14 protein-coding genes and 2 pseudogenes are annotated in these 17,573 nt (G+C 43.9%); 10 read left to right on the top strand and 6 right to left on the bottom strand.

The annotated features are described in order from the left end of the window. The first annotated feature begins 30 nt into the window (after positions 1-30). On the top strand, positions 31-585 hold the full coding sequence (locus AACV78_RS00080) for an Npun_F5560 family protein (protein ID WP_194010078.1): 555 nt from the start codon (positions 31-33) through the stop codon (positions 583-585). Then, the gene (locus AACV78_RS00075) at positions 578-1,222 is read left to right on the top strand and encodes a hypothetical protein (protein ID WP_194010079.1); all 645 of its coding nucleotides are present in this window, start codon (positions 578-580) and stop codon (positions 1,220-1,222) included. The genes AACV78_RS00080 and AACV78_RS00075 overlap by 8 nt, the downstream gene beginning before the upstream one ends. Before the next feature lie 248 nt (positions 1,223-1,470). On the opposite strand, the pseudogene AACV78_RS00070 reads toward AACV78_RS00075, so the two are convergent. Beyond that, a pseudogene (locus AACV78_RS00070) lies at positions 1,471-1,752 on the bottom strand (transposase); the annotation flags it as partial. Between the two features lie 87 nt (positions 1,753-1,839). Between AACV78_RS00070 and AACV78_RS00065 the strand changes: the two are divergent. The 3 genes from AACV78_RS00065 (at position 1,840) to AACV78_RS00055 (ending at position 6,498) form a co-directional block, all read left to right on the top strand. Then, the gene (locus AACV78_RS00065; RefSeq protein WP_194010080.1) at positions 1,840-2,007 is read left to right on the top strand and encodes a transposase; all 168 of its coding nucleotides are present in this window, start codon (positions 1,840-1,842) and stop codon (positions 2,005-2,007) included. A gap of 275 nt (positions 2,008-2,282) precedes the next feature. After that, complete coding sequence (locus tag AACV78_RS00060; RefSeq protein WP_194010081.1) at positions 2,283-4,496, top strand: ATP-binding protein; 2,214 nt, start codon at positions 2,283-2,285, stop codon at positions 4,494-4,496. Positions 4,497-5,031: 535 nt separating this feature from the next. Further along, positions 5,032-6,498, top strand: coding sequence for a response regulator (locus AACV78_RS00055; RefSeq protein ID WP_194010082.1), 1,467 nt, complete (start codon positions 5,032-5,034; stop codon positions 6,496-6,498). A gap of 99 nt (positions 6,499-6,597) precedes the next feature. On the opposite strand, the gene hisG is transcribed toward AACV78_RS00055, so the two are convergent. Then, on the bottom strand, positions 6,598-7,242 hold the full coding sequence (gene hisG, locus AACV78_RS00050) for an ATP phosphoribosyltransferase (protein WP_194010083.1): 645 nt from the start codon (positions 7,240-7,242) through the stop codon (positions 6,598-6,600). A 197-nt stretch (positions 7,243-7,439) separates the two neighbouring features. Here hisG and AACV78_RS00045 point away from each other — a divergent pair, with 197 nt between their 5' ends. The 3 genes from AACV78_RS00045 (at position 7,440) to rppA (ending at position 9,334) form a co-directional block, all read left to right on the top strand. Then, a complete protein-coding gene (locus AACV78_RS00045) occupies positions 7,440-7,709 on the top strand; it encodes a hypothetical protein (protein WP_194010084.1) in 270 nt (89 codons plus the stop codon). 107 nt (positions 7,710-7,816) lie between these two features. Beyond that, entirely contained in the window at positions 7,817-8,467 is a 651-nt protein-coding gene (locus AACV78_RS00040; RefSeq protein WP_194010085.1) for a glutathione S-transferase family protein, read from the top strand. Positions 8,468-8,647: 180 nt separating this feature from the next. Further along, entirely contained in the window at positions 8,648-9,334 is a 687-nt protein-coding gene (gene rppA, locus AACV78_RS00035) for a two-component system response regulator RppA (protein WP_194010086.1), read from the top strand. 115 nt (positions 9,335-9,449) lie between these two features. On the opposite strand, the gene AACV78_RS00030 is transcribed toward rppA, so the two are convergent. The 4 genes from AACV78_RS00030 to AACV78_RS00015 form a co-directional block, all read right to left on the bottom strand. After that, a complete protein-coding gene (locus tag AACV78_RS00030; RefSeq protein ID WP_194010087.1) occupies positions 9,450-10,337 on the bottom strand; it encodes a metallophosphoesterase in 888 nt (295 codons plus the stop codon). 509 nt (positions 10,338-10,846) lie between these two features. Next, on the bottom strand, positions 10,847-12,265 hold the full coding sequence (locus AACV78_RS00025; protein ID WP_194010088.1) for an adenylate/guanylate cyclase domain-containing protein: 1,419 nt from the start codon (positions 12,263-12,265) through the stop codon (positions 10,847-10,849). Between the two features lie 241 nt (positions 12,266-12,506). Next, positions 12,507-12,896, bottom strand: a complete 390-nt coding sequence (locus AACV78_RS00020) for a response regulator (protein ID WP_194010089.1) — start codon at positions 12,894-12,896, stop codon at positions 12,507-12,509. 17 nt (positions 12,897-12,913) lie between these two features. Next, positions 12,914-16,519: a GAF domain-containing protein gene (locus tag AACV78_RS00015; protein WP_194010090.1), complete on the bottom strand. Its 3,606-nt coding sequence runs from the start codon at positions 16,517-16,519 to the stop codon at positions 12,914-12,916. A 247-nt stretch (positions 16,520-16,766) separates the two neighbouring features. Between AACV78_RS00015 and AACV78_RS00010 the strand changes: the two genes are divergently transcribed. Together AACV78_RS00010 and AACV78_RS00005 are read left to right on the top strand one after the other, a co-directional pair. Then, complete coding sequence (locus AACV78_RS00010; protein WP_194010091.1) at positions 16,767-17,357, top strand: hypothetical protein; 591 nt, start codon at positions 16,767-16,769, stop codon at positions 17,355-17,357. A 52-nt stretch (positions 17,358-17,409) separates the two neighbouring features. Next, positions 17,410-17,573: pseudogene (locus AACV78_RS00005) on the top strand (photosystem II q(b) protein); the annotation flags it as partial.

Here is a 17,573-nt window from a genome sequence, read left to right as displayed (position 1 = left end):
TACTATTCATAACAAAAGCTGAGAGTCATCGTGAATCTAACTAAACTTGTAAGCTCAAAAGAACTGCAATCAGAGGTATCTCGTCTCACCGAAGAGCTGCAAATGCGCGATCAATTGGTGCAGCAGTTGTCTCAAGAACTTTTCAGACTGGTGAAGGGAAATACGAGTTTTGTTCCTGCGCCGGAAGTTTCCGATCGCCACCAAGCTCAAATGCAGGCGATGCGCGAACAACTGCAAGCTGTTGAAGAACAGGTGGGTTTTTATCAAGAACAAATCGCCGATCGGGATGCTGAGGTTTACCAACTGCGGCAGTCAGTGCAAGAATTGACCGATCGCTCTCGGATGCTCGAACAAGTTGTTCAGGAATTGCCAGGGGTTTACCGCCAGAAGTTTGCCGAACGGATCGAGCCGATTAAGGAAAAGCTGGATCAACTGCAAAAAGAAAACCGCCAATTGCATACAGAGTTGCAAAGCGTGACTTACCGTCTGGCGGTTCGCAATCGCAAGGCTAAGGGCTTGGATCTGCCTAGTGTCGATCCTGATGACGATCGCGGGATTCAAATGCCGAGCTTTGGCAATGTCTGAGGTTTTGATTGTGACGGGTGACGGGCAAAAAGTAGCAGCAAGTCTCCTTGAGGCGATCGCTCGATCTCATCCTTTAACCGAAGTCAATATCTGTGGAATTTCTGCACTCAATTCTGGAGCGATCGCCTCCGCTGGGGCGATCGTTTGTCCTATGACGCTGGATGTGCCGTCCGATCTGGTTTTTCCGGGTCAAGATGTGTTTAAATTTTGCCGCAATGTTGCGGTAGCGCGCGATCGAGTGGCTGAGGAACTGCTTTTTCCCGTCGGCGAGGGCAGTTTTTGGCTCCCTGTGGTGCACACAGCAAAGGGGCCGCTTTATGCTGAGGCGATCGCAGCAGAATCCGATAAATTGTCGGGCGAGTTGAGTTACCGTCAACCGCTGCATTTGTCGGATGTTTGGCGGCAGCAGTTGTACCAGTTGGCTTACCGCTTGTTGGTGGATATTTTAAATGCGCCTCCGGCGACTTATTTGATGCAGTTTGGGTTTGTAGGGGAGAAGATTTTGTTCGATCGACTTTGGCCTTTTCCGGCTGCACCTGCGATCGCCTCTGTCGGCCTTCAAGTGCCAGATTTATTTATCTGCCACTGGAATTGCTTGACAAATCAGCCGATTTATGATATACAAATTACTTCTTGATGTTCCTAATGAGGACTTTAGTCCAATGGCACTGCTCAAGTCTTAATTAGGGATTGCTGAAAAAGTCAGAAAACAGCATTGAGAAAGATGATTGAATTTGCGATGACCTTAAAACAAGAGATTTTGCTCATCTTTTTTTGATAGAAAATAACTTTTGCTAATTATCCGAGACCCAAAACCTGAAAAAAGGTTTGTGTGGTGAAATAGACATAAACCAAGCCAAAAAGCCGGCCGTACCCAGGCGGAGATATTCATCACCAGAAAAAGTATGGCGATGGTTGTTTCAGAAGTATTAGAAAATTTAGCCATGACTCTATCAAGGCTAAATCTTCTTTTACCTGCTCCAAATTTTTCCTCAATCAAATTACGAATTCTTTCATCAGACTTAGCTTGCTTCTTCTTTGACTCGCTGATATTTTTAGGGGTATTTCTAGAGGAACGCCACTCATCCTAATCCCGATTTCTTTGCACCAAGCTCGATTTGACTGCGTTCGATATATGCGATATACATAAATTGATTCGGGATAGTAAGCTGTTGCTCATATAGATTGTCTATAGCGATTGAGGGGGAGAGATGGAGAGGATTTGACTATTTTTAATTTTCATCAAAATATACAATGCTTCCCAATCATATCGATGGAATTTGTAACTATTTATTGAACCGAACAAGGAGTGGTTGTAGGTCAGAAATCAACAATCGTCTCAAAGTGATTAAGCGTCAAGCCTATGGATTTGTTGATTTTGACAATTTTCGAGTTCGACTATTAGCTGGCTTTTCTAATTAGTTTGTATGAGCGCCGCAAACCCCGAAGACCCCAAAGATTAATTTTTATTCACAATAATCAGGGATTTAAAAGCGATTTTTGCTGAATATAATGATTTAATTGTACGGTCGATCGCACTTTTAGACACTCCAAGTCGATCGCGCGATCGCCCTCCACAACCAGCAAGTGCCTCAGATCTCAAAGCCCGCAGATCGCCCTCACCCCCAACAAACGTAAAATTATGTCAAATTAAGTAAAGAGTTATAAAATAACTATTGGCAGACCAGCAGACAGTTATGACCGCAAAACTAAGAGCTACAGACACAAAAAAAATGGACACAGACTTGCAGCAGTTGAGCGCAGACCAAGAACTGATTCTCAACCAAGTAGACAATGCCATCGCTCTGTTCGACTCGTCTGAGTGCTTAGTTTTGTTTAACAAAAAATTGGCAGACACTTGGGAACTGTCCCCAGAATGGCTGGCCACAAAGCCCAAGTGCGAGTTGCTATTTGCCGAAATTGTCGATCGCGGTTACTTGTCGCTTCAGCAGTGGGAACAGTTTCAGGAAGCACTGAAAACATCTCAGGAACAAAATTTATCATTTTATTTCGAGCAATCCAACGGCATTTGTTTGGAAGTCTTCGCCACAATTACCAACAGCGGCGGGAGACTGTTTACCTTTCGAGACGTTACGGTATACCGAACATCCCAAGCTAGCTTGAACGCAGAAGTCAGAAGGCTGAGCTTTCTTTTAGGTTTAACAGAACGCCTGCAAAACTCTCACAGTTTGCAAGAAATAGGTAGGTTTGCCCTTAGCTATTTGGTAGAGGCGACGAATGCTGCTTTCGGAGACGTGAAAGTAATTAGCGGTTCGGGAAAAGACAGACAAGCGGCGGCAATTTCCAACCAAGTTTCTGGTCAATTTTTGGCTAGTTACGGGGAACCAGTCGCCGCCGGAATGCAAGAATTGCTAGACAAAGGTATTCCCTACGGCATCGGTTTGCTGTGGAAAGTGGTGGAAACCGGTCAACCTTTGTTTGTCGATGACTATGCCCAACATCCCAATGCTGTGCCACAATTTCGACATCCGGGAATCGGACAATTGGGCATTTTTCCGATCGCCTCTACCGACGGCACCATCATCGGAGTGTTGACGCTGGAGTCCCGCAACGTCAAAAAATTGCAAGCCTCCCTCCACCAAGAAGTGCTCACAGCGGCTTGTCGGACGCTGGGTACGGCGATCGAGCGGGCTCAGACACAAGAAAACCTCCGCCAAGCTAACGAACAATTAGAGTATTCTTCTCAATTGAAATCTGAGTTTTTAGCCTCGATGTCCCACGAATTGCGGACGCCTCTCAACAGCATTCTCGGATTTTCTGACTTGCTGCTGCGCCAAACAGCCGGACAGTTGAGCACTCGACAAATCAACTATGTAGAACTGATCGAAAAAAGCGGCCAGCACTTGTTGCAACTAATCAACGATATTCTCGATCTTTCTAAAATTGAAGCGGGGAAAGTAGAACTAAATTTGCTGCCAGTGCGCGTTCACGAACTCGCTACAGATTGTCTAAAAATGATTCAGCCGAGGGCAGAAAAAAAGCGGATTGCTTTGTCTTCAGAACTAGATTACCGCATTAATAAAGTTTTGATAGACGAACGACGAGTGCGACAAATTGTGATTAATTTACTTTCCAATGCCATCAAATTTACACCGGAACAAGGACAAGTGAAACTCAGCGGGCGTTTGGCCTACGGCAGCGAAATCAAAGGCGATTATCGACCGGATTGTTCTCCTGTAAATGACAGCACTCCTTATTTTTGTTTGGAAGTGAAAGACTCCGGCATCGGCATTCCTCAAGACCGTTGGAACTTGCTATTTCGACCTTTTCAACAGGTAGATTCTTCCCTGACTAGGCGGCACGAAGGCACCGGTTTGGGTTTGGCCTTGACTAAGCGTTTGGCCGAACTGCACGGGGGGACTGTTTCTTTTCAATCTGTTTGCGATGTCGGCAGTGTGTTCCGCGTTTGGCTGCCTTTGACGGAGATGCGTCAAGAGTCGGGAAGCTTTGCTGCTTGTGCCTTGGATTCTAAGTTAATCCCTGCTTCTACGATCGCTTTGCCAATGGGTAGCAAGCGGATTTTGGTGGTGGAAGACCAGCCTTTTAACCAAATGTTAATTTCGGAGGTGATGGAATTGGAGGGCTACGGGGTAGAGATTATCGCGGATGGGAAGGCGATGGTCGATCGAATTTTGGCCGCTTCTACTGCGCCGGAGTTGCTGCCGGATTTGATTTTGATGGACATTCAATTGCCGGATGTTGACGGCTTTGAGTTGATGCGGCGAGTTAAGGCAGATCCTGTATGGGAGTCGGTACCGATGATTGCGGTGACGGCGATGGCGATGGCTGGCGATCGCGATCGATGTTTGGAAGCTGGCGCTTCTGGTTATTTGAGCAAGCCGCTGGATCTGAATTTGGCGATGGCTACTATCCGTTCTTTTCTCTCTTAAACAGTATTGACGCACCGGTGGTCAGAAACCGGTTTTTTTGCGAAAATACGCGCGTTGTAGCGCACAAATCGGGTAAAAAACCCGGTTTCTTTGGCAGAGTGCATAATACCAAGTTCGGCGTTTTTTTGTCATTTCGAGCGCAGCAAGGCAATCGAAGTATCTGTTTTTCACAGTGTTTTGCCTTGGATTCACTGCCACCAAGGTGTAATTTATTACATTTCATCATGGGAAAGGCTAAACTCAATAGTAGAGAAATTTTAAATTGAATGTAAAATCAATTTATCTTAACCGAACTCAAATATTTCGGCGATCGAGCGGGGGCATCTCTTTTCAGGAGAGGAAAAGGTCAAGAATACAACACAATCTGTTCTGGACGCTATTAAACTAAAAAAATCGGGTTTTTGACCCGATTAAAAATCTGGACGCAGTATTATCGGAAAAAATCCGATTTCTAGGCGATCGTCCGTCAATCCTTGCTAAATACCTCAATTTTTCGTCCTTGCCGGTCGGTGACAAACTTTACCTATCAGATTCCATGTCAAACAAGTCGCCCTGCATCATGTTGGTTGATGACGAGCCAGATAATCTGACTTTACTCCAAGAGTTATTGCAAGTCGAAGGATACACCACAGTATCAGCGCTATCTGGCGATGAAGCGCTCTCCCTCGCGCGCACATTTCGACCAGATTTAATTTTACTTGATATTATGATGCCGGATATGGACGGTTTTGATGTCTGCGAGATCCTGCGTAAGGATACGGCTTTACAAACTGTACCGGTGATTTTTTTGACTGCACTCAGTGACGACACTTCTCGCCTCAAAGGGTTAGAAAGGATGGCAGATGATTATTTAACAAAGCCTTTTAACAGTTGCTTGCTGCTGGCAAAAATTAAAAATATTTTGCAGTTGAGCCAAATGCGATCGCAAGTTGTAACTTCCCAATTCAACCAGCAAGTCACAGAAAAAAGCCAGCGCCAAATCGCTGCAGCTTGGGAGGCCAGCGAATATATTGCTGAAAAATTTCAGCTATTTGTACCGGAGCAGATTCTCACACGAATTGCCCCAAAAGGCATAGAATCGATTCAATTGGGAAATGTCACAGAAGAAGAACTGACTATTCTATTTTGCGACATTCGCGGGTTTACGACGATCGCAGAATCTCAACCAGCACACGAAACCTTTGAATGGTTGAACGCTTTTTTTACTAAAATGAACGATTGCATCACGTCCCACGGCGGGTTTATTGACAAATACCTAGGCGATGCCATCATGGCAGTATTCGATCTGCCGACTTCTCACGCGATAAATGCGATCGAAGCCGCAGTAGCCATGCAAGAAAGTTTGCAGGAATTTAATGCCGATCGCCATAAATACAATTTAGAATATCCCGTCAACATCGGTACAGGAATTAACACCGGGATCGGCATGATCGGCACCTTGGGTTCCGATCGCCGGATGGACTCTACAGTCATCGGCGATGTAGTAAATACAGCTTCTCGCTTAGAAAATTTAACTAAAATATATGGCTGCCAAATTATTGTTAGCGAAAATGCGATCGTTCACGCCAGAGAATTTCTAAATAACATAAGTCCGAATTCAAACTCAAAAGAAAGTCTATTATTAAAGTGCGACTTGGAAGCAAAAACAGCAGAGAGCATGATTGCAAATTCTCACGCGAAAGCAGCCTGCAGCCATTCAGCCAGCAATAATTATTACTATCGCTGGATCGATAGAGTAACCCCGCGCGGCAAGCAGCAAGCTATTGAAATCTACGAAATCTGGCCCGCATCCAGTCCAGACTCCCAGGCTAAGCAGCTTACCCAGGCTTTATTTGACAAAGGAATTCAAGGATGGCAAGCCCAAAAATTTGTCGCCGCCCTAGGATACTTTCAGCAACTAATCGAACAAAACCCTGCAGATACAGTCGTCAGTTTTTATATAGATAAATGCCGGGAAAAACTAGGTCTTATACCTGCCAATAGCAGCTCGGAAATAAGCTAAATAAAACCGTTGCTAGTAAGGAATTCAGTCATCATATTTAACAATAATGACTAAGTTCCTTACTCCGAACCGATAAAAATATTCTAACTTAAACCCACATCAAACCGTCGTCAAAACTTGCTCCCTCAACTTCCCAATCAACTCATTAACTCCCCCAGAATTCAAACGGTAACTCAAAGGATGACCGATCAAATAAGCCGAACTTTCAAACAAAATATCAATCTCCACCAAACCATTTTCCCGCAAAGTTTTCCCAGTCGAAACCAAATCCACAATAGCCTCCGACATACCCGTAATCGGCCCCAACTCCACAGAACCGTAAAGCGGCACAATTTCCACCGGCAAGTTCAAATTGTGAAAATATTCCCTCGCACAGTTGACGAACTTAGAAGCAACTCTACCGTGAGGTGGCAAATCCACACTTCGCCGATAGGAACTAGATTCCTTCACCGCCACCGACAGCCGGCACTTGCCAAATTGTAAATCAATTAAATTAGCAACTTTCGGTTTTTTTTCCCGCAAAACATCATAACCGGCAATCCCCAAATCAGCTTGACCGTATTCCACATAAACAGGCACGTCGTGCGTCCTGACTAGCAAAGCTTTTGCTGTTCCGGTGGGGTCATAAATTTGAAGTTGTCGGTTAGAGGAATCTAGAAAAGCGCTGAAGTCTAATCCAACCGATTTAAACAGCCGAATGCTATCTCCTAACAATCCGCCTTTGGGAAGTGCAACAGTAATCATGTCAATTTTTAAAGTGTAAATTGCTCAATTTGGGAAGGGGCGATCGCGGCACAAGCATAAACAGCTTTTGCCAAACTCAGAATAACACATATAGTTCACAGTTAAAAATAAATTTACGCTATTGCTGGATCCTTTGTTTTGGTATATATTATATTTAGTAAGTTTTTATAGAGTCACTTTTTTAAAGGGCGGTCAGTATGGAAAAAAATCAAGAATTTGACAGTCAAGAATTTGACGAAGAATTTCACAGTGTAGACCCGGATTCCCTGAAAGTTACAGTAGATGAAATTCTCTCAGGCGGCGGTCTAGAGGCAGAGGAAATGGATTATACAGTAGCCGTACCTACCGCTAACCACCCCAGAATCCCCAGGCTCAGAGGTTTCTCATCTCAGTTGAAATTAAGCGTGTTCGATGACACCACCCGATCGCAGTTTGCCGAAAAACGCGGAACGCTGGGAGGTTGTTAATGTAAGATGCTTGCAGAGGCTGTTGCACAGAACTGGACTATCCTTTGTGTATTCAACTCTAAAACTGAAAATTGAACGGGCGATCGCAAATAACTCACAGCTAAACTATGACCGAATTGACTCTTGTTATTGGCAACAAAAATTATTCCTCTTGGTCGCTGCGTGCTTGGCTGGTGATGAAACAAGCTGGACTAGAATTTACGGAAGTGAGAATCCCCCTAGACGGGCCGACAAGCCACGCGGAAATTCGGCGCTATTCTCCCTCGGGAAAAGTGCCTGTTTTAATCGACGGCGACTTGAAAGTGTGGGAATCTTTAGCAATTTGCGAGTATGTTGCCGATCGCTACGCGCATCATTTGTGGCCTGCAGATATCGCCCAAAGGGCGATCGCCCGTTCCATCTGCGCTGAAATGCACGCGGGGTTTCAAAATCTGCGCCAAAATATGCCGATGGACTGCCGCAACCGCTATCCCGGAGAAGGAATGACTGCCAGTGTCGAAGCAGAGATCTACCGCATCTTTACCCTGTGGCACGAATGCCGTCAAAACTTCGGAACAGGTGGCCCTATGTTGTTCGGAAAATTCACAATTGTTGACGCTATGTTTGCTCCCATCGTCCTGCGTTTTGTCACCTACGGAGTCAAATTCAATGCAGAGGGAAAAGCTTATGCTGATGCGATTTTAGCAATTCCTGCAATCCAGGAATGGCTAGCAGCAGCTTACAGCGAATCAGAAAATATTCCACATTTTAAAATATAGCAAAAATCAGTTTGCTTAACCTAAGCATTCCTAAACTTAACCTCACGGCAGACAAAGCAACCGCAGGGGGAAAATCCCTACAAAACCTACTTGTCTGCAAGCTTCCTGTAATTCATGCTTAAATCTGACATCTAAAACTTGTTTTGAGCGAAGTCGAAAAAACTAAAATGTAAAATCAAGATGCGGATTCTCTTAGTTGATGATGAAGTTGAGTTGACTGACCCTTTGAGTCGAGTTTTAAGCCGCGAAGGTTATACAGTTGATGTGGCAAGTGACGGCGCGACAGGCAGCAATTTAGCAATGCAGAAATCTTACGATTTGCTAATCTTAGATTGGATGCTTCCCAGACAAACCGGACTGGCAATTTGTCAGCAATTGCGATCGCAAGGACGGAATACACCAGTGCTATTTCTCACCGCCAAAGATACCCTAGACGATCGCGTCAAAGGACTCGACGCAGGCGCAGACGACTATATAGTTAAACCCTTTGAACTGCGAGAACTGCTAGCCAGAGTCCGCGCCTTGCTGCGACGCCCCCCTACTTTTGATGCCGAGGTGGCTGTCGGGCGGCTGCAAGTTGCAGACTTACAGCTAGACTACGACAATCAAATTGCTTATCGGGGCGATCGGACAATTGACCTATCAGAAAAAGAATGTCAGTTATTAGAATACTTAATGCGCCATCCCGGTCAATTGCTAACACACGAACAAATCCACCAATACTTGTGGAGTGAAACAGATAAACCCAGCAGCAACGTATTAGCCGCTCAAATTCGCCTGCTGCGACGTAAAATAGAAGCCCCAGGCGAATCCACCCTAATTAACACAGTCTACGGTAGAGGCTATCGCTTTGGAGAAGGCAGTTAATAATAATTGCCCAAAAAATCTCGTAGATGCAAGCGGCGGTTGAAACTCCGCAAGAATCAAACTATCCTCCGCCTCCGCAGACACAAGAAAACAACCTAAATTTAACCGTCAGTCTTCAACCCGTTCCCGTCGGGTGCAAGTCTCGCGTAGAAGCCGTTTCAACCGCCCCCTGTTCTTGACAAATCAAAGTAATTACTGACACCTCCGGCCGACAAAATAGCCTCCCTGGCGCATAAGTTCCCAAACCGCGATTCACGTACAGCAAATTACTCCCAACCCGATGCAAACCGCTAGCCCATTCCCAGTGACTAACTACTCTATCGCAAGCCGACAGAAGAGGAATCCACTTTCGGATTGGTTGAGGAATCAAATAGCCAATTTTTCTCACCCAAGCATACAAAGGCCCGATACCGGGAATCACAATTTGACCGCCGTGAGTGTGCCCGGAAAACTGCAAATCAATCCGCCACTTTTGCAGCTTTTCAGCAGTATCAGGATTGTGAGACAATACAATCCGAGAAATCCCCGGATTTATTGATGTCATTACAGGTTCAGGCTTAAAATCGCCCGACCAAAAATCTGCCAACCCAACTAAAGCCAACTCAGCCCCCAAAGGATAAATGGCTTCGTTGTATAACACCCGAATACCTGCGTTATTCAAAGCATTAGCAACCTCAATTTTTGCCCCCGGCCAATAGTGGTCGTGATTCCCCAAAACCGCATAAATCCCCATCCGACTTTGCAACTTTTTCAATCGCTGCACTAAGTCGTGAATAGGTGCCGGATCGAAGGTAATAAAATCCCCCGTTAAAAAAATTAGGTCTGGTTCGGCTTCATTAGCCGCCGCAATCGCCTCTTCTAGCAACCATTCCGACAGCCGCACCCCGTCATAGTGAAAGTCAGTAAGCTGTACAATTTTAGTACCCGATAGATTTGCTGGAAAATTTGCGATCGGTATTGTTAAACAGTCTACCTGCAGTTTCCCAGTGAATAACCTGTGCATAAATCTAACGTTTATTGACAGAGCGCTACCTCTAGTTTAGCAAATAAACAGGCAAGACTGCAAAAGTAGATATTATTCCCTCTTTATTTTGCCATCTGACTAATAACTACTAAGTGCTGAATACTAGCTAATGATATCAATTCCGGTTGCACTCATACATGATTGTTGACTGTTGATTGTTGACTGTTGACTGTTGATTCGGGGTCTAAAAACTGAACGATTGAGTATTAACTGTTGACTCGATTTTATTATTCCAATGCCACCGGAAACGATATGACTGAGCCGTAAGGTGCAACCTAAGCACGATATTAATAACTAAAGTCCTCACTACAAACATTTTTATTGCGATTAATTGACGGGATATCATTTTAGGCGATCGGCTGCACGGGATAAAAAAAACATACATAATGGCGGCTATCGATCTAGAAAAAAACTAACAATTAATAACCAACAACCAACAACCAACAAATAACCAATAACCAATAACCAATAACCCATAACTAACAACTTCATTTATGATAAATTACCTCAAAAGTTTCCACAGCTTTCTTTTTTCCCTTAACTATTACAGACCCAATTTTTTTAAATTCAAACATATCTTTAGTAGCGCAGTAAACACTATCGCTGACCAAAATTTGTCCTCCCTGGGCCATTGACTGCAACCTAGATGCAATATTCACCTCATCCCCTATTGCAGTATAGTCTATGTGCTGCGGCGAACCAATATTACCAACAACAACCTCCCCCGAACTAATGCCAATACCAGTCAGAAAATTATCCGCAATCCAAGAAATCGACATTCTGCTAATCCGGCGCTGCATATCGATCGCAGCTTCGATCGCCTTCCTTTCGCGATCGGCAACCTCCGAAGGCGCCCCAAACATTGCCACAATCATATCTCCCACAAACTTATTCACAGTACCTTCATGACTAAAAATCACCTCTACCATCTCCGTAAAATATTCATTTAAATACATCACTATTTTTTCTGCGGGTAGCTCTTCACACTTAGTAGTAAAATCTCTAATATCCGAAAAAAGTACCGTTAAATTGCGCTTAGTCGGATTCAGAGAAATATCTCCTTTCGCATCAATAACTGCCCGCACCACCCTGGGAGAAAGGTATCTTTCCAAATTATTTTTAATTCGTTCTTCCTTTAATTTACTTTCATGTAAAAGCGCATTCTCGATCGCCGCCGCCGCTTGCGAAGCCAAAGCCGTAAATAATTTTAAATCCTGTGCCGTATAATTAACAAATTCGTGATGACTAATATTGATTACGCCGATCGTACCATTCTGCGTTGTTAGAGGCGCACAAATCAAAGAACACATCTCATTTTCTCCCGGAACATATCTGGGATCCGACAAGACATCATTCACTATTTCAGCTTTGCCAGAAACAAGAATATGACCTGCTATTCCTATATTGGGGCCGATTGTTGTTTTGCGGTTATACTCTTTACCGCGCGCAGAAATAATCTCCAGTTTACCTATTTTTTGATTGAGCAGCATCACCGAAATATTGGTAGCCTCAATCAATTTTTTAGCTTCCGTTACCACCAATTGACTAACTTGGGAAACTCCCAAACAAGTAGCTATTTTGCTAGAAAAATCATACAAAAAATTAACTTCTTCGTACTTTTCTAAAGCATCAACAGCCAAAGTTCTTGTATCGAAGTCTGTCCTGGCAGCATAACTCAGCATATCGGCAATAAATGCTGCTTTTTCAGTTCCTGTTACGTAACCGATAACTTTATCGGCTAGGATAATAGGATAGGTATTTAAGGAGCTTTGACAGTCTCCGCCAAATAAGATAGTTCCTTGAAGATTCCGAATAGCGATCGGAGCGTCCAAGACATCGACTGCGCCCTCAATAACCGCCCGCAAATCTTTCTTAGAAATCAATTTTTTGAGATTGATGCGAACCATTTATTTTGCTATTCATACGCGATACGATCGCAGTCATTAGTTTTTAACCAGTCAATCACTATTAGATTTTAGATTTTAGATTTTAGAATTACTTGCAGCATTTAATCGGGAAAATTGAACAAGAGTCTAAAATTTGTCGCCCCAGTCATGACTGCTGTCGGAAAGCAAGTATCCTTGTTGGGGCGGGTACTAACGACTAAAGACCAAAAACTATTCTTGCTAATTGATTATATCGCTCTGGCTACATCTGTGCCGTTAAACCCAGAATTTCCCTAGCTTTTACCAGCACTTCTTTCGGGCGAAAAGGTTTAGTCATATAAAGATTTGCCCCCACAGCCATACCACTTTGCTTATCATACTCTTGTCCCTTAGCTGTCAACATAATAATGTAAACATCCTCCATGCCTAGTTGATTTTTAACCGTATTGCATAGCTCTAAACCGCTCATTTTCGGCATCATCACATCCAGAAAAACCAAATCCGGCTTTTCTTCCTTAATTATATTTAATGCCTCCAGTCCATTTCTCGCCGTCAGCAACTCTACATCATCTTCATCTTCCAAATTTTCCAGAGCCTGCTCCATCAAAATCAGAATATTCGGCTCGTCATCCACAATTAAAACTTTTTTCACAGCAATTTCTCTTTAACTTATTTGTTGTTCACGTTATCTTCTGCAATATCTCCAAAAATAATGATCGAGACATTTTCCAAGCCCTTAGTAAGCCGCAATTTTTTAACCAATTCTTGCTTGAGAGATAACGCCTCCTCAATAATAATCAAATTCGGAGCGATCGTTACCACTCGATCGAGGCATGACTCAGCATCAGATACCTCGATCGCATTATATCCCTGAAAAACCAACCCATCCGACAAAGTTTTGAGAGTAGAAGCATTGCTAGCAACTACCAACACCGTCTTATGTGACACCCCTTGCTGCAACAGCAAGCCGATCTCATTTAGTAGTATAGCTATATTTATAGGTTTGGTAAAATAGCGATCGACCCCCAAGCGGTAGCCCCTTTCTTTGTCTTGAATCAAGGAGACAATGATAATAGGAATACCCCTCGTTTCCGGGTCGTTTTTGATAACTGCCGCCACATCAAAACCGTCGATTTGAGGCATCATTATATCTAAAATAATTAGATCTGGTTTAACTGCTTTAGCCTTAGAAATAGCATCTATGCCATTAATTGCCTCCGTGACTTTATACCCTTCTTCTTCCAGTGACTGCCTCAGCATTTCCCGGATGTTAGGCTCATCGTCAGCAACTAAAATCTGCTGGCATTTTTTAATGCAGATCGGAGTTCTGTTGACAATTTGCTGTTTGAGTTGCGAGATTAAATCATTGATATTGTTGTATTTTTCTACCCTCTCAAGATCTTTTATTAGCGGTATACTAAAGGAAAAAGTGCTGCCCATGCCTAACTCGCTTTCTACCCAAATTTTACCGCCGTGGTTTTCAACAATTTGTTTAGAAATTGGCAGCCCCAAGCCAGTACCTTTCGGCTTTTCTGTCAGGATATCTCCGACTTGTTTAAATCTTTCAAAAACTTTGCTGTGGTCTTCTGGTGCAATGCCTATGCCAGTATCGATAATGCTAATAACTAGCTCGTCATTCTCTACTCGGGCACGACAGGTAACAGAACCTGATTCTGTGAACTTAACTGCATTTGAGATTAAATTGATCGCGACTTGAATCAGGCGAGCGGGATCCACCAATACCTGTGGCAGTCCGGCGCTAAAATCTTCGATCAACTTCAAATTATTCTTTTCTAATAAAGATGACGTAGCAGCGATCGCCTGCTGTAAGATTTGCGCTGGATTTGTCGGCTGCAACTGCCATTCAACGCGCCCAGCTTCCATCTTAGCAATATCCAAGACATCATTAATTAAAGATGTCAGCCGTTCAGCTTCTGAAACAATAATGTTGATATTATCTCCCACTTTATTCAAGGCTTTTTGGATTTTGCGGTCTTCCGATACGACTCCGGGAACAATCACTTTTTCCAGTTTTTCTTGAATCAGCGAAGCAAAGCCCAAAACCGAAGTTAAAGGTGTCCGCAGTTCGTGAGAAACTGTAGCCAGAAAATCCGTTTTCATGCGATCGACTTCTCGTTCCACCGTCACATCTCTAATCAAAATTACCGAACCGAGAGATCGATCGGCTTCGTCTTTCACCGCTTCTTTCAGAATAGTTGTCGCTAAAGCTTGACCGATCTTGGCATTGCCCAGTTCCACTTCCAGCATCACCATTTCTCCCTCTCGATGCTCAGTCGCCTCGACCAAGTTTACTAATTTTTTAGGAAAAATTTCGGAGACTTTTTTTCCTTTCAAATCAACATCTTTCAATTCAAACATCGCCTGCAGAGCTGGGTTAAACCTGGTAATTTTGCCTTCAATGTCAGTAACTAATAACCCGTCAGCCAAATTGTCAACGATCGCATTTAAGTCTGCCAAAGTCGTCCGCAATTCCCAGGACTGCTTTTTAGTGCGATCGAGCAATTCTGCTTGGTGCATAGCTACTCCCAATTGACTGCCAAGCTGAGCAAGCAACCTCACTTCTCCCGCTTCCCACTCACGGGGGCCAGAGTTTTGGTAAGCTGCTAGCAAACCCCAGAGATTTTCCCCCACAAAAACAGGGGCTACACAATATGCTTTCGCTTGAATTTGTTCAAGAATTTCGATATGACATGGAGAGTGACCAATTTTGTAGATGTCATTAACTACAAAAATTTGTTGATGGCGATACCTGCCGCCCTGAGTTTTCTGCAAATAATCATCTTGCCAAACTGTTTTAATTTTTTCAGTTACTAAAGGTATCCAACCTTCTGCTACCGACTCCGAGACAAATTCCCCGCTCCAGTCGGGAAAAAAACGGTAAACTCCCACCCGATCGCAGTTGAGAATTTGCCGCACTTCTTGAGTCGTAGCGCTAAATATTTTGTCAATATTTAGAGTCTGGCGAATTCGTTCGATCACTCTGGTTAATGTGCGCTCTTGTTCTGCTGCTTTCGCCTGCTGTTTAGCTTGAAACCGTATTTTTTCTAGGTACTCCGATTGCTGCAGACCAACTCCCAAATGAGTGGCAATTTGATTGAGCAACTTAACTTCAGTTTCTTCCCAATGCCGCGCACCTGTGTGTTGAAATGCACTGAGCAATCCCCATAGTTTTTCTCCTTTAAAAATCGCAACTACCGCACAGGATTTGATGCCAAAATATTCTAAAGCTGCTACGTGACAATCGCTCTGAGCGGCATTGTAGATATCATCAGCCCTAAAGGTTTCCGCGTACCGAAATCGACCTCCTTCGTGTTCATTTAAGTAGGGATCTTCCCAACCACTGCCTACCAATTTTGGCCATTCGCCGGATTCAGATTCAAAGATAAAGTCGCCGAAATAGTCTTCACGAAATTGATAAATCGCAATGCGATCGACATTCAAAAGTTTGCGTACTTCTGTCGCTGCTGTCTGGAAAATTGTTTCCATATCTAATGTTTGACGTATCTTGTCAATCATCCGAGTTATGGCTCGTTCTCTGTCTGCTTCCTGAACAAGTTCTTCTGTGCGTTTTTGCAATTGAGCCTCCAGAGTGGTCTGGAGTGCTGTTGACCGATTCTGGGCTTTTTCTAAAAGTTTTGCCTGCTGTATGGCTACTCCCAAATGCACCGCAATTTGACTGACAAATTCAATTTCATCTTCCAGCCACTGGCGCGGGGCGCGACATTGGTGAATGCAGAGCAATCCCCAAAGTTCATCTCCTTTAATTAAAGGTACAATTAGATTTGCTTTCACCTGAAACTGGGAAAGAATAGCAATGTGGCAATCGCTCAATTCAGCATTATAAATATCAGCAACTGCCTGAATTCTTCCTGTTTCATAGTGTACTGCGTGTTGTTCTCCAAAGCAGTGGTCGTGCACCTTGACAGCTTTTGCTGAGTCAAACTCCGGCAGCACATCTTCTGACACAAATTCGCCGTCGTCAAATCCTGAATCCTGGTAAAATCGAAATATTGCTACTCGATCGGCCTTCAGCAGTTGGCGTACTTCCCTAGCCGTTGATTTAAAAATAATATCTAAGTCTAGAGACTCGCGAATTTTTGTCACTACAGCAAATAGGGCTTTTTGTTGGGCGACTCTAGCGGCTTCTGGTTTAGCTGCGGACTCTAGTTCGGCAACGCGCGCTTTGAGAATTTCTAGTTCACTTTTGAGGGTATCGTAATCTTCTGGTTCTAATACTAAATGATTGTCTGCCATAGGTTTAACTCTCTTTAGGTTGGTTTATTAAGTATTGATAGTTATTTATTTTGATATTTTTCAACTTAATCTTATCGTCTTTTCCATAAACTTTCAACAGGATTTGCTTCGATAGTTTTGTATCGCAGATTTTTAAGGGAGAAGTTCTGCATGAAGTGCTGTAAAAACTACGATTGCAGCAATTCGCAACCTCCTAACCGTCGGGCGCGGTTGCTATAACTACCAACTAATACTTAGTGCGGGCTTCGTGGCGATCGCACTAACGAGCTCAATTGTCGATCGAATCCTGCGCCTATTGCTTTGGTCTTATGCGCCAAAATACTACAGCATTTCTATGATAGATGACTGGAGCAACAAGCTGTTTAAAACCCCCTCAGTCGCCTTAAAACTGGGATTTCCAGCCCGCACCTATATTTTTTTCGGAATGTTCAAAGATCCGACACAGCGCAGCATCCCGATCGAGCGCGGCTACCAGGGGGAAGAGTGCCCCCACAAAACACTATGTATAGATCGCGGCAAATGCGAGGGATTGCCCTATTGCGTCAATCTGGCATTTTTGGGCGGCAAACCAAAGTCCGCAACGGGCCCGCGTGGAAGTTTCACAATCAATAAACTCTTGTGGGGCGGGCTTCTCACTCGCCTCGCGTGCGGGAGTGTGGCGACGGGTGGAAGACATGAGTTGATTTTAAAAGCATCAATTCACGCCGGCGATTCACAAAGAAGGATAGCTAGGCTTCACGGCTTTTCGCCCTGGCAGCAGGACTCATCAGCTTTCCTTATCGTTTTCATCAGTTTAACTGTCGCTACAGGCCTTTACAAACCTTCACGACATCGTTAATAATAGAGACATCATCCGAACATTGACAACCAAATAACGCAATCATAAACACATGACAACCACATTACAGCAGCGCGAAAGCGCTAACCTGTGGGATCAGTTTTGCAACTGGGTCACATCGACCGACAACCGCCTCTATGTAGGCTGGTTCGGAGTCCTGATGATTCCTACCTTGCTAACTGCCACAATCTGCTACATCACAGCCTTCATCGCAGC

Source organism: Tychonema sp. LEGE 07196 (assembly GCF_963890365.1).
In the GTDB taxonomy this organism is placed as follows: Bacteria; Cyanobacteriota; Cyanobacteriia; order Cyanobacteriales; family Microcoleaceae; genus Microcoleus.
Note: the sequence above shows the minus strand (reverse complement) of the source record. Positions and strands in the feature narration are given on the sequence as shown.